A 21447-nucleotide genomic window follows, 5' to 3' on the forward strand; every position below is an offset into this window, starting at 1 on the left:
GGAACCGGCTTGCTCCTCAACGGGTCGGGCAACGCTGCTTTCCCGCCAAGCCGCGCCAGCCGTAGTTGAAGAAAGGGCTTGGCGGCTTCGCATGCACCTAGTTGCTCTTGCGGGTTGTCGGAGGCCGTGGAACGTTCATGACCGATACCCGAGTCTGTCTGTCATCAGCGGCGAGAGCCTGGTAGAGGCCCATCATCCGAGCGAGTAAGTCGTCGGTCTCCGGCTTCAAGTTTCTGCGCATATGTGATGCGTCGCGGTAAATGAACTCACCATTGATGTAGGTGGCGCACTGCCGGTTCGGGCACATCCCTTTGAGCGGATCGACAAAGAACACCCCATCATGCTCAGTGAGCGACGCCAGCGCGACGACCGTCGGTGACCACACCCTCAGGATCCGGTCGCTATCTATATCGGTCGAGCAACGCCTCAATATCCTTTCGCGCATCGCCGCGCATGAGGTCAAATCCAGGCCGGGCCCCGGCACCTGACCAATGATTCCAATGCGCCGTTCGGGAGCGGTGATTTCTTCAACGAGGCTTCGCAGACCGTCGCGCATCAGCAGGACTTTGTCCGCTTGCCTGCCGTCGTCAGCAACGACATTGGTGTAGGCAAGGCTTGTCCAGGCAGAGGACAGCACCACGAGGTCGACGTCCGTGCGCTGTCTCAGCATGCTGACCACGGCCTTTCGGGACGATGCGCAGCTTTCCCGGTAGTTAGGCTGCTCCGGAAAGTCGCGATGGACACCTTCTCCGAATGCGGCCGGGCAGGCATGATAAAGAAAGAAGGCCGTATTCTCCCTTTGGCCAACCGCATCCAATAGTGGGGCGAGATGCTCCGCATGGCTGTCGCCCCACAGCATGGCATGGCGTGCCGCCTTGTCCCAAGGTGCTCCGAATGCGCAAAACGTGCCGTCCAGTTCGCTTATCTCGACCATCTGCGGACATGGCCAATCCCACATCACCTCGAGGCTGCGCATCGCCTCGACCTCCTTCGGGATCCTGCTGGCGATACCCCCGCCTTGGAAGATTGAATTGCCGCCCAGACCAACGATCAACGCGGTGGTCGCGCCGGCGATGACGGTTCTCAACGGAGGCTGCCGCAGTCGGCGAACGGGTTCTTCGACGAATCGCCAGGACAAATAAGCCGTCACCCAGGCTGCCGCGATGAGGATCAGCGCTTCGCCCGCTGTCGGCATCGCACCGCCGGCATAGTGACGGAAAAAGACCAGAATCGGCCAGTGCCAGAGGTACAGGCTGTATGAAATTTTGCCTGTGAAGCGGAGAGGCGCGCTTGAAAGGACCGCCGTAGCGATAGACGGGGAACAAGGCCAGACGAGCAAGACAGCCCCAGCCACTGGGGCGAGTGCATTCAGTCCCGGAAATGGCTGGCTCGAGGATAGCCAGATGGCGCTAGCGGCTATCAGGCAAAGGCCAAACAGTCCGAATGCCTCGGAAGTGCCCCGGCGGCCGATCGGTGGAACAAAAACCAGCAGGCCGCCTAGCGCCAGTTCCCAACCCCGGCTGAAGGGAGCATAGAACGCTTGCTTGGGATCGACTGCCACCAGGTAAAGGGCAATCGAAAAGCTGGTCAGCGCTACAAGGCAGATCGCCGCGACGATCGGTGACTGATGGCCCCGCCACAATCGGCTGGCGATGAACAAGAGGGCTGGCCACACGAGATAGAACTGCTCTTCGACGCCGAGGGACCAAAGATGCAGGAGCGGCAGAAGCGTCGCCTCGCGGTCGAAATAGCCCGTATTCCAGAGGAAATAGTAGTTCCCAAGGCCGGCAGCGGAGAAGGCCGCACTGCGCCCAAGGCCGGCATAGTCACCCGGGAGCAGGAGAAACCAACCCGCCGCGAGCGACAGCCCCATCATCACCAGCATTGCTGGCAGGATACGACGCGCGCGCCGACCGTAGAATTCGGCGAGCGACAGTTCGCCGCCCTCCGCAACCAAAAGGCCTGTGATCAAGTAGCCCGAAATGACGAAGAAGATATCAACGCCGACGAATCCCCCGGGGAAACCGGGAACGTCGAAATGGAAAAGGATGACGGTGATGACCGCGATAGCGCGCAAGCCGTCGACGTCTGCCCGATAATCGAACTTCAAAGGTTCCCCCGAGCTATCTGTCGAAACGTCATGGCGTGATTGCAATCCGTGAGTCGATGGCGCGACAAGGCGCGGCCGGCGACGTTGCGATTCCAATAGTCTCACCGATACATTCGAATACTACCGTTTCCTTGCAATGCTAAACTGCGAGAAACATGGGGATACCGTGACAATTCATTTCACGCTAGAACGACAAAAACCTACACAGGTGTACCGGAATCAGTTCTGCCCTGTTGGGCTAGGGCGTCTGGCTCCCGGTGACATGTCGGACGCTTGTTCGTTGGAGATATCGAGGACCGTCGAAAAACTCGGTCGACTTGTAGAAAACGAGTTGTTCAACGTGTCCTCGACTGTATAGAAAGGCTATCCCGTGAGAGGCGAGGGCCACGGGTCGTTCTGGAGGCGGCAACTTTGGACAACCATAGCCCGGACGTGGTTGAATTCGGCCCGCGGACACATGTCCTGGTTACAGGTGGCGCGGGCTTTCTTGGATCGGCACTGGTCGATCTGTTACTTGACCGCAATTGCAGCGTAACCGTCATCGATGATCTCTCGAACGGCTCGCTTCGCAACCTTCCGGTCGACAATCCCCGCCTGACGATCCGTACCTTCAGGGTCGGCAGCCCGGCCTTCAATGCGGCGGTCCATGACGAGGTTGGCCTGGCCGACGCCGTATTCCATCTGGCGAGCCCGATCGGGGTTCAGCTTGCCCACACGGAACGCTTTGCTGTCACCAGTGGCATTCTTGAATCAGGTTGCGCAATCGTCGAGGCGTGCCGGCTGCACCGGCGTCCGCTTCTTTATACATCGAGTTCGGAAGTTTACGGCTCCGGGCGCGACCGTCCGATTACCGAGTCTGATCCTGTGGTGACGGATCTCCGACCGCGATGGGGATATGCTGCCGCCAAGGCAGCGGTTGAGCATCTGATCGCCGGACTGTTTTTCGATTTTGGCATTCCTGCCTGGATTGTCCGGCCGTTCAATATGGCTGGGCCGCGGCAGCGCTCGGCGACCGGCCTTGTGCTGCCGGTATTTGTGAACTCGGCCTTACGGGGCGAACCGCTTGTCGTTCACGACGACGGCGAGCAAAGGCGGGCATTCCTGCATGTTGCCGATGCCGCCGAAGGGCTGCTCCTGGTCATGCAGTGCCGATCCTTGCAAGGACGACCGGTCAATCTGGGCGGCAGCGAGGCGGTGCAGATCGGAAATCTCGCAAGGATGGTGGTTGAGGCGACCAAGACGAACGCGCCGATCGTCATGAGGTCTTCCAACGCGGTCTATGGCGAGAGGTTCGCCGTAACGCATGATCGCGTACCGGACACGAGTCTTCTGAGTACCATGACAGGTTGGCGCCCGCTGCGAAGCACAAGGCAGACGATTGTCGACTGCATCGAGCATATGCGTACCGAACGAGTGATGGCTTGACGCCTGGCTTATTGGTCCCGGTCATCGGGGCCCTGCTCATCGCGGTTCCTTGCGTATGGCTGTTCGCTCGCCTTGCTAGGCGCATTGGGGCCGTCTCCAAGGTCAAGAGCGACCGATGGCACACATCGGGCGAAGTCCCTCGACTTGCAGGGCCCGCCCTACTGATTGCGATGTCCCCATGGCTTCCGGTTGGCCATATCCTGTTGCTGGCTCTTTTCTGCCTTGTCGGCGCGCTCGACGATGTCCGATCCCTTTCCGCCGGCGCCAAGGCAGCAGCGTTGGCCGCGGCAGCGATACTTGCCGGGATCATCACTGGTTTTTGGTGGGTACCGATCGTCATTTGGATCGCCTGCAACGCGGTCAACATGCTTGATCATGCCGATGGTCTTGCCGCGAGCACAATCGCAGCCGCCTCCCTCGGCCTTGGCGGTGATGCCGGGCTGGCCTGCGCCGGGGCGTGCGTCGGGTTCCTTTGCTTCAACTATCCGCCCGCCCGCGTCTTCATGGGCGATAGCGGCAGTCTTCTGCTCGGCGCGGCGGTCGTGCTTCACGCTTCTGAAAGGGGTTTCGGCTCCTCATTAGCGTGGCTTGCCGTCCCGCTGATCGACGCAATATTCGTTATCATCCGCCGTCTGCGGCACGGACGGCAGCCTTGGATTGGCGGCACGGACCACCTTGGCCACACTTTGCTGCGTCTGGGCGTAGGCGGTAAGACCTTGCCGGCTCTCTATGGGGTGACGGCACTCGCGATCGGCCTCGCATTCACTGCTTGGCAAAGTTCATAGAACCAAATGGATATCATCGTCCCAGGCCGCCATCCGAAATCGCAACCTGGCACGCTGCGAAATAATATTCCCTAATTGTGGAGCGCCGCAAAGATGGCTTTGCCGATGGCGGGTGCGACGACGCTCTGCCAGGCTCGCCGAGGCCGGATCAGCCCTGCCTTTGGAGCAAAGACGCGCGCGCCGACCCCACTCTTAGTCCATCTTTCGTGTGCTTGCGATGACCATTCGCCATGCCGATGACCGAATTCGCGTAGCAGGCCTCGCCGGCACGTCGAGTGAACTCGGAAAGATCGATGCTGCGATCTCCTGAAAAGGAGTTGGCACGTAATCGGGCCTATCCGCGCTGGATGCGATAGACAGTTGCGTCACCTTCCACACCTCGAAGCGGCGCGTCAAAAGCCACGACACGGTGGCCGGCAAGCATTTCGCTGACCCCGGGCGCGGAATGGAGCGCCTCGGAAATGCAGATCTGTCCGGCCTCTGCCAGGGACTGCACGCGCGCGGCGACATTCACGGTCTGGCCGAAATAATCGAGGTTGTCGTTGAGCGTCACGGCGATCGACGGTCCACAGTGGGCACCGATCTTGAGGATGATCCCCGGCCCCTCATGGTCGCCGTTGAAGCGATCGATTTCTTCAAAGATGTGGAGTGCAGCCGAAATCGCATCCGACGGTTGCGAGAATACGGCCATCACCGCATCCCCAATCGTCTTGACCACCGCTCCGGAATGTTGCTGGACCGCAGCGTTGACCAGAGCGAAATGCTCGCGGACCAAAGCATAGGCGTTGAGATCGCCAAGGCGCTCATACATGGCGGTCGAACCCTTGAGGTCCGTGAACAGGAAGGTGATCTGCCGGATGCCCAGCCCCTCCTTCTCGTCGACACGTTCGGACCGGAAGAGCTGGCGGAAGGTTTGCCGCGCAAGCAGCGCTCCACCGGAAACATAAGGGTCGAAATCGAGTGCCGGCTTGGTGGTCAGCGCGACAAGCTCGGGCGGCCAGTTGATGACAAGCAACGAACCTCGCACCGGCCCCCTGTTCGCTACCTCAATGGCAATCGGACCAGGCGGCACAGCGGGCAACGCCGGCAAGAAGCGTTTGCCGTCGTAATCGACCTTCAGGAGTGTCGGCGCTGATACCGGGTCGCCCGATATTGGCACAGCGAATGCGGCCTGTGTCTGCACGTTGACGCCTGCAAGGGCGCCCGGTCCCAGGTCGGCGCGGAGCACTGTGGTGGTGCCGGGCGGTAGAAACGTCATGCCCCGAACGAAGCCACGCAGAACGTCGAGAAAGCGAACGTCTTGCCCCGGCAGCCGCCCGTCATGTCCGAAGTGGAGTTTCCAGTGAAAATCCTCGACAGGGAGCGTCTCGGGATTGTGGTAGGGAAGGTGCCGTAACTTCGGCGATACCGAAAAGGTGACCTCGATGAAGTCGTCGAGGTCGGTGTCGCCCGATACGTCGCACAGGCCACAGACGTAGTGGGTCCTCAGTGTGCGCAGGGCGCCGAAACTATCGAGCACCATCCCGGACTGGGGACAGAGCACATCCCAGCTCATGTCGAACACGCCACAGCGGGCGGCATGAAGGAAGAGGTCGATTGCTTCAGGCTCGGCGATTGCGCGGTCGCGAGCAAAGGCTAGCGGATTAACGCGATAGAGTGAGTGGTCGTCGGCGCTCCTGATCAGCGCCTCGAATTTCGAGATGACGCGTGGGCTCCAGGCTCGCGCCTGCTCCACCTTGGTCATCTTGCTTTCGAGAAGACGATCGTTGACTTCCGTCACACCGGATCCTCAACCTAGCCTCGCGACAGCCTACTAAAAAAGCCAGCAGGATGCGAATGGTTTGGATTCCTTTGTTGTACGACAGTCTGTCTAGGAGGATGTGCACCAGAGCAGGTGTCACGGTTTCCTACTCCGTTGTGCTGGCTTTTTTTCTGCGCCGATTGGTGTGCGACTGCGCGACTGCCATTTTTAGCTCGGGTTTGGCCTCCACAGGTGCATTCTCTGCCCCATGTGAGTTCTGTAGCCCCTCGACGTGGACGGTCGGAAATGGGAGTTCGATGCCCTGCTCCTTGAAGACCTGGCGGAGGCGTACATAGAATTTGCGTTTCATACTGAAGGCGCCTCCCGGTCTTGTTGTGACCTTGACCCTCAATACGATGCCGTACTCGCCGAACTCCTGCACGCCCTGCATCTTGATCGGTGAGAGCACCCAGTGTTTGAATTCGGGATCTTCCGCCAGTTCGAGACCTATTCGCTTGATCAGCTTGCGAGCGAAGTCGATGTCAGTGTTATAGCCAACGGTGATGTTGAATTTGTCGGTGACCCAGTCACGACTCTGGTTCTGGACTGCACCGAGTTCACCGAAAGGTATTGTGAACAGCGGGCCACGATGATGGCGCAGCTTCACCGAGCGCAGCGAAAAGCTTTCCACCGTTCCCACATAGCGGCCCGATGTAATGTATTCGCCAACACGAAACGCATCATCGAGAAGAAAAAACACGCCTGAAATGACGTCCTTGACTATGGTTTGTGCGCCAAATCCCACAGCGACACCAACGACGCCAGCGCCGGCGATCAGCGGGCCGATCTCGATACCCATTGAGGCGAGCATCATCAGCACCGCCATCACGACGATCACGGCGAGCAGAATGTTCTGGATGATCGGCAAAAGTGTGCGCAGCCGCGCCTGTTGCGGATCGAGGGTCGGGACCTCCTCGTCGTCGATCACCGCGTGCGGCGTTTCGATGCCCAGCTTTCGCTCGATCAAGGCTTTGATGATCGACCAGCCGAAGTCGGCTGCAAGCGCAATGACCATGACATTAATCAAGCCGCGCAATATGAGGTTGGTCGTCGTATCGCTGTCCCGCATGGACTGCATGTTCAGACCCCAGACACGCGCGAGAAAGTAAGCCGCCGCCAGGATCAAGATCATCCGGACTCCGCGATCGATGACAGCGATCGTCACCGCCGGAATCGTGGGCCGGCCGGCGTCGTCCGAACCCGGCCGCAGCACGAAATTGACGCCGCGCTGCGTCAGCACGATTGCCAAGGGCAGGAAGAATGCGGCGAAGGTAAACCAGAACAATATATTAAGACCGGCGATGCGCTGCAGGAACAGAACGACGAAATAAGCTGTCAACAACCATGTCGTTGCCGTATGACTGCTTTGGTGCGCACCATCTCGCTGTGTTCTTGGCCGGCGCCAAACGGCAACCAGCAAAAGCAATAGCAGCACGAAATCGGCGCCCGTTGACAGGACCAGCATTCCATCCTGATCGATGCCGAGACCCGGCAAGAGGATAAACGCGGCGGCGAAGAAGGCGAAGACGCCGACGATCCGGGGCAGCCAATAGAACCAATGGTCAGCCGTTTCGTTGGTGACCGGCAAGGCACGAACCTCGACCGCGTTCTCGACGTTCATGAAGGAAGGGACGAGCATGGCTGCCAGGTACATGCGCACAGCCGCTGTACCGACTGCAGCCAGCAGAAATGTCAGCACGATCTCGCGGATAAGCATTGGCCAGTCGAACAACATGAACGCGCCGGCGCTGCCCAGCGCGAACGAGACGATCAGCAGGCTGGAATAAAGCGTGCGACCGCCAATCTTCTTGGCTCGCCCAATGGGCGTATCCTTCGGCTGCGCGATGATCCAAAGACGAAACGGACGGGTCAGCCTGTACGTTGCCCAGGCGAGCGCCACGCCGGCAGCGATGAACATCGCAATCAGCAGAAATACGCCGGGAGGCCCCTTTCTGGACATATCCTGCATGGTCTCTGCCCGAGCGCGCTCAAACTGGTCTGGCAGCAAAGGCAAAGTTCGCACGATTCTTTCGATATGATGCTTGATCCGATCGAGCGTCGATGATGCCATCGTATTCATCTGGCTCGGGGCGACGGCAGCGTTGGACGATGCGCCGGCCGGTGAAGCTCCTGCCGCGGCAGGCGCTGCCGTTGACCCGGCGTCCTGATTTCGTTGTTCGGCCATCCAGGCCTTCACCGACGGATCGTCGAGTAGCTCGAATAGCTGTTTGACCTTTTCAGGCGGGACGGGCGCCGGCGCCTGCGCCTGTGCCGAACCAGCAAACAAGAGGGCGATCCCGAAGACCAGCGGCCCGGCAACCCGGACAAGCATGGCAGTCAGATCTCCGAGAGTTCGTGTCGGACGCCCAACTCCCAATCGTCGAACCAAGAGTGGCATCGTGCTGTAACCTTCCCCTCAAATCGGCAAGCAACGACATCTATGTCCGTCGTTGCGCCTACCTTGAAGAAACCGATGTTGTGGTGCAAGACATCCTTCCGGGCTAGACCGTTGCGCCGGGTACCTAACAGTGTTTATTTTCCCGGCGGGGCAGGGCATTCCGGCCTCGGCCTGGCGTCCCTGACGAACTAAGTGCTTTGAAAGCAGCATCTGCGGCGACCACGCTGGAGGTCGTGGTTGCGCCTCCAAGCTGGCGGCACCGAATGACAGCACAATGTCGTCGCGCTGTGCATTTGGCAAAAGCGTGTGGATTCGATCCCCTCCATCGGTATGCGCTCGAAACACTAGGCAGTGTGTCTGGGTGTATGGCCGCCGCTTGGGACCCTTCAGATGAAGGACATTTGATGGTGTCAGCGAGGACAGGTGCGAGCGCTTTGTGCGAATGTGGCTACATGGAGGGCTTCGGATTCTTGGCGTCCGTGTACACCTCGAGGTACGAGTTTGGGGTGACGAGCGCCATCTGGCCTTTCGCATCGCGCCGGTCGGCGAAGTGTGCATAGGGGTCGACGAGCTCGCGGATGGCGAGGCGATCTGCGCCTTCTTGGGTAATACAAATTGAAAATTGCGCCTTCATGTTTCAAAACAGGTCGGTTGACCCAGGATGGTTTCGAAGCCAGCGGGTCGCTGACGGTCCTCAAGGCGAGAATTCGAAAAGACGTTCAACCATGACCCAACACGCAGAAAACGCCCGAATTCTCATGTACAGCCACGACACGTTCGGGCTCGGCCACCTGCAGCGCTGCCGCACTATCGCGCATTCGCTTGTCGAGAATTTCCACGGACTTCAGGTGCTTATCATTTCGGGTGCAACGATCGCTGGCGCATTCGACTACCGCGCCCGTGTCGACTTCGTGAAGATCCCCAGCGTCATCAAGTTGCGCAATGGCGAATACACCTCGCTGGAAAAGGATATCGATCTGCATGAGACGCTAAGGATGCGCCAGTCGATTATCCGCCACACGGCCGAGACATTCCGGCCGGATATCTTCATCGTCGACAAGGAACCGCTCGGCCTGCGTGGAGAGATTGAGGACACGCTGTCCTACCTCAAGACGCGGGGCACCACGCTCGTTCTCGGCCTGCGCGAGGTGATGGATGCGCCGCATCTGCTCGAAGCGGAGTGGGCACGCAACGATGTGATGCGCAAGATAGGCCTATTCTACGACAAGGTCTGGGCCTATGGTCCGCCGGATTTCTACGATCCGTTGACGGGCTTGGATGTGCCGCCGGCAGTCAGGGCAAAGATGAGGTTCGTCGGTTTCCTGCAACGGAGCCTGCCGCGGAATGAGTTGCCCGGCCACAGGCCCGAGGGCGACTATATCCTCGTTACCACCGGTGGCGGCGGTGACGGCGCCGAACTGATCCACGACGTCATCGATGCCTATCAGCAGGATCCACGATTGCAGCACAGGGCGCTGATCGTGCTTGGGCCTTACATGCCAGCGCGCAAGCGCAACAAGCTGCTCAGGAAGGGGGCCAAGATCCCCTACATCAAGATCATCGAGTTCGACAACCGCATGGAAGACCTGATTGCCGGCGCCAAGGCGGTCGTGGCAATGGGCGGCTACAACACCTATTGCGAGATATTGTCTTTCGACAAGCCGGCGCTGATCGTGCCGCGCGTCGAGCCTCGGGAGGAACAACTGATCCGCGCTCGGCGCGCAGCCGAACTCGGCCTCATCGAGATGCTTTTGCCGGAAGAAGCCAAGGATTCCCAGCGGTTTGCCGATGCACTGGTGATGCTGCCAGACCGGCCCCGCCCATCACAGAGCAATCCGCATCTGACGCTGGAAGGGCTGCCTCATATCTCCGAAATCGTTGCGGAACTGCTCGACCGGCGGGCCGGCCATCACCTTTCGGTCATCGAAGGACTGAACTGAGTTGCAACGTCGCAAGATCGTCGTGGTTCTGAAGGGCTATCCGCGGCTGTCGGAAACCTTCATCGCGCAGGAACTGCTTGGTCTCGAGCGTGCGGGATTCGACCTAGTGATCGTCGCGCTCAGGCGGCCGACCGATGCAAAACGCCACCCCGTGCATGATGAGATCAAAGCGCCCGTCCATTATTTGCCAGAATATCTGCATGACGAGCCGCTGCGCGTCGTTCGCGCGCTGATTGCTTGTCTGCCGCGGCCGGGCTTCTGGCGCGCACTTAGATCGCTGGCTAGCGATATCCCCCGCGACTTTACGCGCAATCGCGTGCGCCGCTTCGGGCAGGCACTCGTGCTGGCGGCCGAATGGCCGCAAGACGCGGGATGGTTGCATGCACATTTCGTGCACACGCCGGCGTCGGTGACGCGCTATGCCAGCCTGCTTCGTGGCCTGCCCTGGAGTTGCTCGGCCCATGCCAAGGACATCTGGACTTCGGCGGACTGGGATCTGGCCGGCAAGCTTTCCTCGGCGCGTTGGACGGTAACCTGCACGAAAACCGGCTTCGACCGCCTGAAGGAGCTCGCCAACGGCAACTCGTCCGTGCATCTGAGCTATCATGGGCTCGACCTTGATCGCTTCGGCAGCTTTGGCGAGGCGCGAAAACAGCATGACGGCTCAGCGCCGGGCGAACCGGTTGTCGTTCTGAGTGTCGGGCGCGCAGTCGAAAAGAAAGGTTACGATACCTTGCTGGAGGCCCTTGCCCTTCTGCCCGCGGATTTGGCGTGGCGTTTCGAGCATATCGGCGGCGGCGAGGAACTGGAACGGCTCAAGGCGCTGGCGCGAAAGCTCGGCCTGGAGGGTCGCGTCTCCTGGAAAGGCGCGCTTGCGCAGAAGGAGGTGCTGGAACACTACCGAAGCGCCGACATTTTCGCCCTGGCCTGCAGGATTACTGCAAATGGTGACCGGGACGGTCTGCCGAATGTTCTGGTGGAGGCGGCCAGCCAGCGGCTTGCCTGCGTGTCGACCGATATTTCCGGCGTGCCGGAGCTTATATCGCCGGACGAAACCGGTCTGCTGGTGCCGACGGAACACCCTATTGCCTTGGCACAGGCGCTGGAGCGTCTGATTCGTGATCCCTTGCTGCGCGCCCGCCTCGGCGAGGCCGCTGAGGGGCGCGTGCGAAGCAATTTCGATCATATGGCAAGCATCGGACAGCTCAAGCAACTGTTCCAGCAGGAGTGGCAGGCTGCCGAATGAAGCGGCTGCGCGCCTTCTTCTATGTCCAGCACCTGCTCGGCATCGGCCATCTCGCGCGCGCCAGCCGCATCGCGGCGGCTTTGGCCGATGACGGGTTTGACGTAACCGTCGTGACCGGCGGAGCGCCGATCGCGGGGTTTCCGGGACCGGGGGTAAAATCTGTGCCCCTGCCAACTGTCACCTCCGGTGATGAAGGATTTTCAGGGTTGGTCGACCTGCAGGGCAAACCCATCGACGATGATTTCAAGAAGTGGCGCTCAGAGATGCTGCTGCAGGCATTCCGGGATTGCAGGCCTGATATCGTCATTATCGAGGCGTTTCCATTTGGACGCCGGCAGATGCGTTTCGAACTCTTGCCGCTGATCGAGGCCATCGAAGCGACGTCGCCCAGACCGCTGCTGGCGACGTCCGTCCGCGATATCCTTCAGGAGCGCGTCAAGCCGGGCCGAAACGAGGAAACGGTCGATCTCATCAACAGGCATTTCGACCTTGTCATGATCCACGGCGACCCGGCTTTCGCAACCATCGACAGGACATTTCCACTGGCTGGGGCGATCACAGCCGAGGTCACCTACACGGGGCTCGTTGCCGCGCCGCCACCGCCCGCGGCCTCCGAGCGCTTCGACGTTCTGGTGTCGGTTGGCGGCGGCGCTGCCGGAAAACACCTGGTCAGCTCCGCCATCGCCGCCGCTAGGAATGCCAACAACGCTTGGAAATGGTGTTTGATCACCGGCCCAAACCTACCGAAAGACGAATTTGACGCGATCGCGCGCGATGCCACGCCGGGTCTGTCCATCTTCCGGTTCCGCGAGGATTTCGCCAGCCTGCTAACCGGCGCCCGCCTGTCAGTTTCGCAGGCGGGTTACAACACGGTCTGCGATGTCCTGCGCGCGGGTTGTCGCTCCCTGCTCGTTCCATTTGCAGCTGGCGCGGAAACCGAACAAACGGTTCGCGCCCTGATGCTCGAAGAACTCGGTCTTGCAACGGTGCTGATGGAAAAGGACCTGTCGCCTGAAGGTCTGGCGCAAGCGATCGAACAGGCGCTTGTGGGACCGACGCCACCCGGGCATCGTCTCGATCTGGAAGGGGCGCGTCACTCGGCGCAAATCCTGCGCGAGCGGTATCGAACCTGGTCCGTAAGATCCTAACGCGGGTCGCGCCTGGATCAGATTCGCGCAACGCGCTTCAAACAGTTCCAATCAGCATGAAGCGCGTATAGTTCTTTGTCGGCAACTCGCCGGAAAACCTGATCTCCCGCAGCGCCGCCATGGCTTCGAAGGCTGCCAGTGAAGCCACGCAGTTGATGTGCGTCGGCTCGCTGAAATAGTCGTTCGATTGCAGAAGCACAGTCGTGCCCCGCGGAAGCAGAGCAAGCCAGGCGCTGAGATCGGCTATGTGTTCGCAGCTTGTATTGACAACCAGGTCAGGTTGCCCGGCCGCATAGTCGAGTGCGTACATATCGTCCGTCAGCGCCCGGAACCGATCGCCGGCTTCCCGGTTGAGGGTCCGGGCGACCGGCGCGACTTCGGGATCGATGTCGATGCTATCGACCGCCGCGATGTCGAAGCGGGCATCGTTGAAAAGCATTGCCGGCAATACGCCGTACCATCCGCCCAGCACCCATATGCGCCCGAACCGGCCGCTGCAACTTTCGAACAGCCTGTCGAGCGCCCACATCTTGCAGGCGACCTGCTTGTGGTTGAAGGCATTGGCGATGTCGGCCTGCGGATGCTTGGCTATGACGCGCGCCAGCCCTGCAACGAGAGGGTGCTTGACATAGGCGGCAATTCCCCGCGTGAGGTCCAGGGCCTGTTCGTGCCCGTCCGTGCCGGCATTGCGTGGTTGCGTGATATCCATCATATTCGCCTTGTATGTTGGGATTTCGGGCGACACAACGCAATCTTGCCTCCGCCTCGCAGGCTTTGAACGTGTCGCCAGCGCTGATTGCCGATGCGCCGTTCACCAGCAGATGCTTTTACTTTGCTTTAGACCGAAGGTTCACAGTCGCATATGGAACCCAGCCTAGCCCGCTATATCTGGAGGCACACCAAGAAGCAGCAGATATGGATATTGCTGATCGTTCTGCTGTCGATGATCCCGTATTTCATGTCCTTCGACCTGCCGAAGCTGATCGTCAACGGCCCGATCCAGGGCAAAGGTTTCGAGCAACCGGGAGCCACCCAGCCATTCATGAGACTGCACTATGACCTGCCGTTCATTGGCGAGGTCCAGTTGTTCTCCGGCTTTCAGCTCGACCGCACGGCAACGCTGCTTGCCCTCAGCGTCGTGTTCCTGTTGCTGGTCGTCATCAACGGCTTGTTCAAACTCTACATCAACACCTACAAGGGCCGCCTCGGCGAACGCATGCTGCGGCGTATCCGCTTCGATCTGGTCGATCGAGTGCTGCGGTTTCCGCCGTTTTACTTCAAACGGGTGAAATCCGCCGAAGTGGCGACCATGGTGAAGGACGAGGTGGAGCCGCTGGGCGGCTTCATCGGCGACGCCTTCCTGCAGCCGGTGCTGCTCGGCGGCCAGGCGCTGACGGCCATGCTGTTCATCATGGTCCAGAATTTCTGGCTCGGAATGATAGCGGTCGTGATCGTGGTGATCCAGATCGTGCTGATCCCGCGAATGCGGCGGCGGCTGATCGTGCTCGGTCGCGAACGGCAGCTGACGGCGCGCGCGCTTTCGGGCCGGGTTGGCGAAATCGTCGACGGCATCGGCGCGGTTCACGTCCACGACACGTCAAACTACGAGCGCGCCGACATAGCTGCCCGGCTCGGGCTCATCTTCAAGATCCGCTTCGATCTTTACCAGTGGAAATTCATGGTAAAGTTCCTCAACAATTTTCTCGCGCAGCTGACGCCCTTCCTGTTCTACATGATCGGCGGGTATCTGGTCATCGAGGGGCGGCTGGACGTCGGCCAGCTCGTGGCCGTGATCGGCGCCTACAAGGACCTGCCCGGACCGATGAAGGAACTGATCGACTGGGATCAGGCGCGGCAGGATGTCCAGGTCAAATATCAGCAGGTGGTCGAACAGTTCACCGTCGACGGTGTCATTGCGCCGACAATCGGGGCATTGACGATCGAAGCCCCCGGTCCGATGACCGACCCGCTGTCGGCGATCGGTCTGTCGATAGCGGACGATGGCGGTGCATTGCTCCTCGACCGTATCTCCGTCCAGGTCAAGCCGGGTGAAACGGTGGCGCTGGTCAGTACCGCAACAGGTGGAGCGGAGGCGCTTGCAGAAGCCTTCGCGCGCCTGAACCGGCCGAAAGGCGGCAAGGTCGCTTCGGGCGCCCACGACCTGCTTGAACTCCCCGAAGCAGTGACCGGCCGGCGCATGTCCTATGCCTCGTCGGATGTTTTCCTGTTCCAGGCAAGCCTCCGCGACAACCTGCTCTACGGGTTGAAGCATGCGCCGCTGACATCGGTGACTTATGACGGTGCTGCGGCAGACCAGCGCCGCTGGAACATCCACGAGGCGCGCCGGTCGGGCAATCCGGATCATGATATCCAAAGCGACTGGATCGACTACGCTTCCGCCGGCGCTACCGGCCCGCACGACCTCTTTGAAGCCGTGCGCCGGGTGCTCGACGCGGTTGTTCTGTCGCGCGACATTCTGGATCTTGGCTTGCGCTCTTCGGCCGACCTGACGCGTCACACGGAGCTTGCCAGGCGAATCGTCGAACTGCGTGCGGCGCTGCGAACGCGGCTGGAACACGAAGGGCTGAGCGGACTGGTGGTTCCGTTCGAACCCGGCGCCTACAACAAGGAAGCAACGATCGGCCAAAACCTGCTCTTCGGCGCTGCCGCCGGCCCCGAACTGGCCGACAGGGCTCTGGCGGCCAATCCCTATTTTGCTTCTGTGCTCAGGCAAGCCGGCCTCGACCGCACGCTCTACGAAATGGGCATGGAGATCGCGGACCAGGCGATCGAGCTGTTTGCCGACCTGCCGCCCGATCACCAGTTCTTCCAGCAGCTCGCCTTCATGAGCGCCGAGGAGATACCCGCTTACGAAACCTTGCTGCAACGGCTCAAGAACCGTGCCTACGAGGCGGTTTCAGAGAACGATCGCGCCATGATCGTCACCTTGAGCTTTGCCTATATCGAGCCCCGGCACCGCTTCGGCCTGCTGAGCGACGAACTGATGAGCAAGATCGTCGCTGCTCGCAACGGGTTCTATGAAAACCTGCCGCCCGAGCTGCAAAACGCGGTCGAACGGTATGATCCTGCCAAATACATTGCCGCGGCTACTGTCATGGACAATGTCCTGTTCGGGCGCGTGGGCAACAACCATCCCGACGCACCGGACCGCATACGCTCCATCGTCTATGCCATTCTTGACGAGCTGGGGCTTTATGCCGAAGTTCTGGATGTCGGTCTGGACTTCAACGTCGGCTCCGGCGGCAGGCGGCTGACCGGTGGACAGCGACAGAAGCTCGATGTTGCCCGCGCCCTGCTCAAGCGTCCCGATTTTCTCATTCTCAACCGGCCGCTGTCGGCGCTCGACCAGCGCATGCAGGATAAGGTGCTGCAAAACGTGCTCGAGGAGGCCAGACGCGACGGCCATTCGCCGGCAATTGTGTGGGTCGTGACGAATCCGGCAATGGGGATGATGTTCGATCGCGTTGTCGTCTTCGACTCGGGCCAATTGGTGGAAGACGGAACACACGAGACACTTTTGGCAGAGAGCGGTATCTTTAAGGAATTGCTATCATAGAGCATTGGACATTCAGATGGGATCATTCTGGCGGTGGGAGCTTGTGGCAAGATCAAGGGATTCGGGTTTCCGGCTGATCGGCCCGCCACCTTTCGCGTGGTTCGTCTCGCCGTCCGGAAACAGAATTGATCCCATCGGGGTGTCGGTTGTTCTAGTCTCGCAGACGTGAATGGGAAGGTTCGCGACAATGCTGCTCAAGGATGAGGTTGGAATGCTGCAACGCGTTCCCTTGTTCTCTGGCATAGAGCCGACAAAGCTCAAGCTGCTTGCGTTCACATCCGATCGCGTGAGCTACAGCGCCGGGCAGATCCTTTTCCGGCAGGGCGATGAGGGCGACGCCGCCTATGTCATCCTTTCAGGCAGGGCGGATATTCTGGTCGATTCCGACAACGGACCGATAAAAGTTGCCGAACTGCTGCCAAATTCGATCGTTGGCGAGATCGCCATATTGTGCAACAGCTCCCGCACGGCCACCGTCAGAGCTGCCAGTCCGGTGGAAGCCTTGAGAATTCGCAAGGATCATTTCCTGAGGCTTATGAAGGAGTTCCCGGAAATGACCATCGAGATGGTTCGGGTTCTTGCCGATCGCCTGAGCCATACGACCGCGGATCTGATCGATGCACGAAGCGCCAAATAACGAATGATTTGCGCTCGATCCTTCGCCGTGATGGCACTGGCCCTCTCACGGACAAGGTCACCAGGAGGAAGACCTGTCTCGCCTAGCAGCAGTTGTTTGGCTACGATGGCCGAGGGGGACTACGAAGGGCTTGCATGGACGACGACGTTTTCCTGGTCAGGTTTTGGGGCGTGCGCGGCAGCATTTCGGTATCGGGGCCAGAATTCTCTCGCTATGGCGGCAACACAAACTGCATTGAGATGCGATGCGGTAAGCATACGCTTCTGTTCGACGCGGGCTCTGGCTTGCGGCCTGCCGGCTGGGCGCTTCGGGCGTCGGGCGTGACCGATACCGACCTGTTTTTCACCCATTGCCATTACGATCACATCATCGGGCTGCCGGCTTTTAAGCCGATCTATGACCGGAGCGTCAAAATCAGGCTCTGGTCCGGGCATCTTGCAGGACGCATGACGACGCGGCAGATGGTAGATGAGTTCATGCGGCCGCCTTGGTTTCCGGTGAGACTGGACGTCTGCAAGGCAAGCCTCGACTACCGCGATTTCGTATCCGGAGACGTGCTTCGGCCGCGCCAAGGGGTGGTGATCCGAACCGGCAGTCTCACCCATCCCGGTGGCTGCATCGGCTACCGGGTCGAATGGGGTGGCCGCGTCGTTGCGGTGATCACAGACACTGAGCACGAGCCGGGCAAACTCGATCAGGCGGTGCTCGGCCTGATCGAAGATGCCGACCTCGTCATTTACGATTGCACCTACACCGAGGAGGAAATGGAGCGCTATCGCGGCAACGGGCACTCGACATGGCAACAGGGCGTCAAGCTCTGTGAGGCCGCCGGCGCGCGGGGGCTTGCGCTGTTTCACCACGATCCGTCGCGCACCGACGATGAGTTGGACGAGATGGAGAAATTGGCCAAAGACAGGTTTGCCGGCGCGTTTGCCGCCCGGGATGGCCAGAGGCTCAAATTTCCAGTCTCATTGCGGAAAAAGCGCTGAACTATTTTCCTTTGCCGGCGCAGCGCCCGATCAATGTCCTGACCGGAAGCCATACACAGGCCTCAGTCTGTGTGGTGACTGTGAGCAGCCGTTCGAGGAAAAGCCAGGCCGATTCATCATGCACGAGATGGTGGGTGAGCAGGCCGACCGGTTGGCCGCCGTCGAATGCATGCCGCAGTTGCGCGATGATGGCCTGAACCAACAGGCCATGATCGCGGCAACCGCGCGTGCCATGCCAATCCATGATGTCGACATTGCTGTTGATGACCGCCAGCGAAGCCGGCTTCGGCGGCCCATAGACCGACAATGCGGCAAATCCTATCGATCCGAGGTCGGGTACCAAGCCGGCGTCGATCCTGTTCCAGGGTGGCACCAGCATCGGAACGGCACGTGCGCCGTGCAGGCCGGCTACGTGCGACAGCCCACGGGCCAGCTCATCGAGCACCGCCTCGCGTGGCCGATGCGGGCCGAGCTCCTGCTTTTTCTGGTCCCCGGGCGCATGATTTCGGTGCGCCCAGCCATGGATGGCGACCGTGGCATGCGGCGTCTCGTCAAGCCGGGCGACAAGCTTCTCATCAGTCAGGGCCGGAATCACGGCCAGGGTGACCGGAATCGCGAATTCACCGGTGAGGTCGAGCAGCCTATCAAGCGCAGGCGTCGGATCCACGGCGTCATCGTCGCGCAGCCAGAACTCTGCCTTACGGCCCGCTCGTTGCAGGCTCGCCAGTTCCTCCACCAAGGGTTGCCAGATCTGATCGGGTGTCATGAAATCGGGATCTTCGCAAGAAGTCCGGCCAGACGCGCCGCCGCAACACCGAGGGAACGTTCTTCAAGGATGAAACGTCTGGCTTGTGCGGCCATGATGGTTCTTTCGTCGCTACGGGTCAGAAGCCTTTCAATGGCAGAAGCGAATGCCGCCACATCGCCCGGCGGCGTGAGAAACCCGGCTTGGCCATCCCGCACGACCTCCGGCACCCCGGCGATGTCCTGCGCCACCACTGGAAGGCCGGCGGCCTGTGCTTCAAGATAGGCAACGCCATAGGCCTCGCCGAAACCCGGCCAGACGTAAATTCCCCCACTGTACAGGACATCCGGTACGGCGGCTGGCTCAATCGCGCCAAGCCATTCGATACGGTCGGCGGGCAAGCCGGCGAATTGCGCTTTGACCTCTTCACGGGCAGGCCCGTCCCCGACGACAGACATGGTCCAGGGCAGGTGGCCGATCGAACCGAGCGCCTGCGCCAGCATGCGATAGCTTTCGACTTTGTCGCCCGGCCGCATCATGGCGACGGTAACTAGCCGCGTCGAACAACCCCGCGCCGGCGTTTCCCGGAATGCCGATGTGTCGATGAAGGGCGGAAGCATGCCGAGAGCGGCGTCGGGTATCGCATCTGCCAGTCCCTGACGATCCCTTTGCGTGAAGCAGATGTTCAGCGCCGCCTGTTCGACGGCTCGCGCCACCAACGCTTGCGTATCGGCCCACAAACCGGCGTTGCGCCGCCTCGAATAGGAGGCTTCCGCCGTCACATAGGGGACGGCAAAGGCCGACGCCAGTTCGGGTCCGATCAGGTCGGGCGCCTTGTAGTAGAGATGATAGGAGAACCAGAGATCGGGCTTGCCGTCACGATCCCAAAGTCTTGTCAGCCGCGCGGCTTCCTCTCGGGCTTCGATCTTGAGCGCATCGAAACTTTTCGACTCCGGTTCGCTTAGATAGAAGCGTATTTCGGATGCCAGTTCGACGCTATGCCCTCCATGTTCCAGCGCCTTGACCAGCGTCCGTGCCATCTGGCGGTCGCCGGAGGCAACGGGATGATTGGGTGACTTCAGCGGCGCGTAAAAGGCAATTCGCATTTCCGGACCCTATCATCGCAAAGCCAGCGCAAGTCAATTTCGAGCACGATCGACTTCACCTTCAAGCAGTGGAATGTGCTATTTGATGCTCATGGAAACAGCCGCCGCGTCCGACCCGTTTGTCGCTTCTCTGCCGGTCTTCGCAAAGTTCGAAAGCGTTGCCGATATCGACAACTACAAGCCTCTCCCCGATGGCTGGGCTCTGGCCACGGCCGACATCGTCGGCTCGACCAGGGCGATCGAGGCAGGGCGCTATAAAACCGTCAACATGGCCGGCGCCAGCGTCATTTCGGCGCTGCTCAACGCGCTGGGTCGGCAAGACCTTCCCTTTGTCTTCGGCGGCGACGGCGCGCTCGTGGCGTTTCCCGGCTCGGCGCTGGAGGTTACCCGCAACGCGCTGGCGGCTGTCCAGAGATGGGTGGCAGACGAGCTGGACCTCACCTTGCGTGCTGCAATCGTGCCGATAAAAGATATAAGAGCGCAAGGCCGCGACGTCCGCGTGGCGAGGTTTCAAGCCTCAGAAGCGGTCTTCTATGCCATGTTCGCCGGCGGAGGCGGCAGTTGGGCTGAAGCCGAGATGAAAGCGGGGCGCTACCGCATCGATCCTGCGCCGGCTGGCGCGCGGCCGGATCTGACCGGCCTGTCCTGCCGCTGGAACCCGATCGAAGCCCGGCATGGCGAAATCGTCTCGATCATAGCCATACCGGGGGCGTCGCGTGACTTGCGCGGTTTTCAGTTTCTGGCGTCCGACATCATCGCCCTTGCCGGCAGGCAGGAACGCGATGGCCACCCGGTACCGGTGAACGGGCCGGACTACAGTCTGCTGCCTGCCGGCCTCGATATCGAGGCGCGCGCCACGGCGCCGGCAGGACGGCGGTGGTTAACGAAGCTGTGGGTAATGTTCCTGATGACGCTTACGGCTGTCACCGATAGATATGGCTGGACGATCGGCAGTTTCGATCCGAAGATCTACAAACGCGACGTGGCCAGCAACTCGGATTTCCGGAAGTTCGACGACGGCTTGAAGATGACCATCGACGTTGACGCGGATGTGTTGCAACGGATCGAGAACCGGCTGAAGCAGGCGGAAGAGGCGGGCATCTGCAACTATGGCCTGCACCGCCAGAAATCGGCATTGATGACATGCCTGGTCGCTTCGCCGCTGCAGCGCGATCACCTTCATTTCATCGATGGCGCGGCCGGCGGCTATGCCGTGGCTGCCGCAAGCCTGAAGGCGAAGGTACCGGTTTGATGACGGCTTTGCGGAAATCGATCTTCCGCAATATGCCTCGGCCAATGGTTCTTGGGACCCAAGTCACCATGGGAACGGACAGCCTGTCCGGAGTTGACGGGAAACCAGATTTATTGGACGCCTCACCTCCGGATAGTCGACACACGCAATGTTCTTTGGCCGCCTCGGGCTGTCTCGAGAGACGGTGTGAAGGCCTGACGGCGTCCGGGTCGGCGAATTTTTGCCCGATGTCAGTATCGTGATTGCACTCTGCCGGCGCCCTCGCCACATAAGTCGACATGACATAGA

Annotated in this window: 16 protein-coding genes; 9 read left to right on the plus strand and 7 right to left on the minus strand. The window is 60.4% G+C overall.

What is annotated here, in order from left to right; all coding sequences use genetic code 11:
- Positions 1-97: 97 nt before the first annotated feature.
- Complete coding sequence (locus EJ073_RS30350; protein ID WP_189347688.1) at positions 98-2110, minus strand: acyltransferase family protein; 2013 nt, start codon at positions 2108-2110, stop codon at positions 98-100.
- Positions 2111-2521: 411 nt separating this feature from the next.
- On the opposite strand from EJ073_RS30350, the gene EJ073_RS30355 reads away from it, so the two are divergent.
- Entirely contained in the window at positions 2522-3535 is a 1014-nt protein-coding gene (locus EJ073_RS30355) for an NAD-dependent epimerase/dehydratase family protein (protein ID WP_189347686.1), read from the plus strand.
- Between the two features lie 203 nt (positions 3536-3738).
- On the plus strand, positions 3739-4320 hold the full coding sequence (locus EJ073_RS30360; RefSeq protein ID WP_245455427.1) for an MraY family glycosyltransferase: 582 nt from the start codon (positions 3739-3741) through the stop codon (positions 4318-4320).
- Between the two features lie 334 nt (positions 4321-4654).
- Here the strand turns inward: EJ073_RS30360 and EJ073_RS30365 are convergent, their stop codons facing one another.
- From EJ073_RS30365 to EJ073_RS30375, 3 genes are all read right to left on the minus strand, one after another.
- Complete coding sequence (locus EJ073_RS30365) at positions 4655-6100, minus strand: adenylate/guanylate cyclase domain-containing protein (protein ID WP_126058873.1); 1446 nt, start codon at positions 6098-6100, stop codon at positions 4655-4657.
- 127 nt (positions 6101-6227) lie between these two features.
- Complete coding sequence (locus tag EJ073_RS30370) at positions 6228-8453, minus strand: mechanosensitive ion channel family protein (protein WP_126058874.1); 2226 nt, start codon at positions 8451-8453, stop codon at positions 6228-6230.
- 514 nt (positions 8454-8967) lie between these two features.
- The gene (locus EJ073_RS30375) at positions 8968-9153 is read right to left on the minus strand and encodes a hypothetical protein (RefSeq protein ID WP_126058875.1); all 186 of its coding nucleotides are present in this window, start codon (positions 9151-9153) and stop codon (positions 8968-8970) included.
- A 91-nt stretch (positions 9154-9244) separates the two neighbouring features.
- On the opposite strand from EJ073_RS30375, the gene EJ073_RS30380 reads away from it, so the two are divergent.
- Genes EJ073_RS30380 through EJ073_RS30390 form a run of 3 tightly spaced genes read left to right on the plus strand, consistent with a single transcriptional unit; the run spans position 9245 to position 12853 of the window.
- Positions 9245-10459: a glycosyltransferase family protein gene (locus EJ073_RS30380; protein WP_126058876.1), complete on the plus strand. Its 1215-nt coding sequence runs from the start codon at positions 9245-9247 to the stop codon at positions 10457-10459.
- A 1-nt stretch (position 10460) separates the two neighbouring features.
- Positions 10461-11705 (plus strand): glycosyltransferase family 4 protein, encoded by a 1245-nt coding sequence (locus tag EJ073_RS30385; RefSeq protein ID WP_126058877.1) that lies wholly within the window; start codon positions 10461-10463, stop codon positions 11703-11705.
- Complete coding sequence (locus EJ073_RS30390) at positions 11702-12853, plus strand: glycosyltransferase family protein (RefSeq protein WP_126058878.1); 1152 nt, start codon at positions 11702-11704, stop codon at positions 12851-12853. The genes EJ073_RS30385 and EJ073_RS30390 overlap by 4 nt, the downstream gene beginning before the upstream one ends.
- A 37-nt stretch (positions 12854-12890) precedes the next feature.
- Here EJ073_RS30390 and EJ073_RS30395 read toward each other — a convergent pair whose 3' ends face one another.
- Positions 12891-13562 carry a class I SAM-dependent methyltransferase gene (locus tag EJ073_RS30395; RefSeq protein WP_126059396.1) on the minus strand — a complete coding sequence of 224 codons (672 nt, stop codon included), beginning with the start codon at positions 13560-13562 and terminating at the stop codon, positions 12891-12893.
- Positions 13563-13715: 153 nt separating this feature from the next.
- On the opposite strand from EJ073_RS30395, the gene EJ073_RS30400 reads away from it, so the two are divergent.
- The 3 genes from EJ073_RS30400 to EJ073_RS30410 all read left to right on the plus strand — a co-directional run bounded on the left by EJ073_RS30400 (position 13716) and on the right by EJ073_RS30410 (position 18056).
- The gene (locus EJ073_RS30400; RefSeq protein ID WP_126058879.1) at positions 13716-16430 is read left to right on the plus strand and encodes an ABC transporter ATP-binding protein; all 2715 of its coding nucleotides are present in this window, start codon (positions 13716-13718) and stop codon (positions 16428-16430) included.
- A 187-nt stretch (positions 16431-16617) separates the two neighbouring features.
- Entirely contained in the window at positions 16618-17067 is a 450-nt protein-coding gene (locus tag EJ073_RS30405) for a cyclic nucleotide-binding domain-containing protein (protein WP_126058880.1), read from the plus strand.
- Positions 17068-17201: 134 nt separating this feature from the next.
- Positions 17202-18056 (plus strand): MBL fold metallo-hydrolase, encoded by an 855-nt coding sequence (locus EJ073_RS30410; protein ID WP_126058881.1) that lies wholly within the window; start codon positions 17202-17204, stop codon positions 18054-18056.
- A 1-nt stretch (position 18057) separates the two neighbouring features.
- Here the strand turns inward: EJ073_RS30410 and EJ073_RS30415 are convergent, their stop codons facing one another.
- Complete coding sequence (locus EJ073_RS30415) at positions 18058-18822, minus strand: polysaccharide deacetylase family protein (protein WP_126058882.1); 765 nt, start codon at positions 18820-18822, stop codon at positions 18058-18060.
- Positions 18819-19907 carry a glycosyltransferase family 4 protein gene (locus EJ073_RS30420; RefSeq protein ID WP_126058883.1) on the minus strand — a complete coding sequence of 363 codons (1089 nt, stop codon included), beginning with the start codon at positions 19905-19907 and terminating at the stop codon, positions 18819-18821. Before EJ073_RS30420 ends, EJ073_RS30415 begins: the two co-directional genes overlap by 4 nt.
- A gap of 91 nt (positions 19908-19998) precedes the next feature.
- Here EJ073_RS30420 and EJ073_RS30425 point away from each other — a divergent pair, with 91 nt between their 5' ends.
- Positions 19999-21159: a DUF3095 domain-containing protein gene (locus EJ073_RS30425; protein ID WP_126059397.1), complete on the plus strand. Its 1161-nt coding sequence runs from the start codon at positions 19999-20001 to the stop codon at positions 21157-21159.
- The last annotated feature ends 288 nt before the right edge of the window (positions 21160-21447 follow it).

Origin of the sequence: Mesorhizobium sp. M4B.F.Ca.ET.058.02.1.1, assembly GCF_003952505.1 — a bacterium.
Taxonomy (GTDB): domain Bacteria; phylum Pseudomonadota; class Alphaproteobacteria; order Rhizobiales; family Rhizobiaceae; genus Mesorhizobium.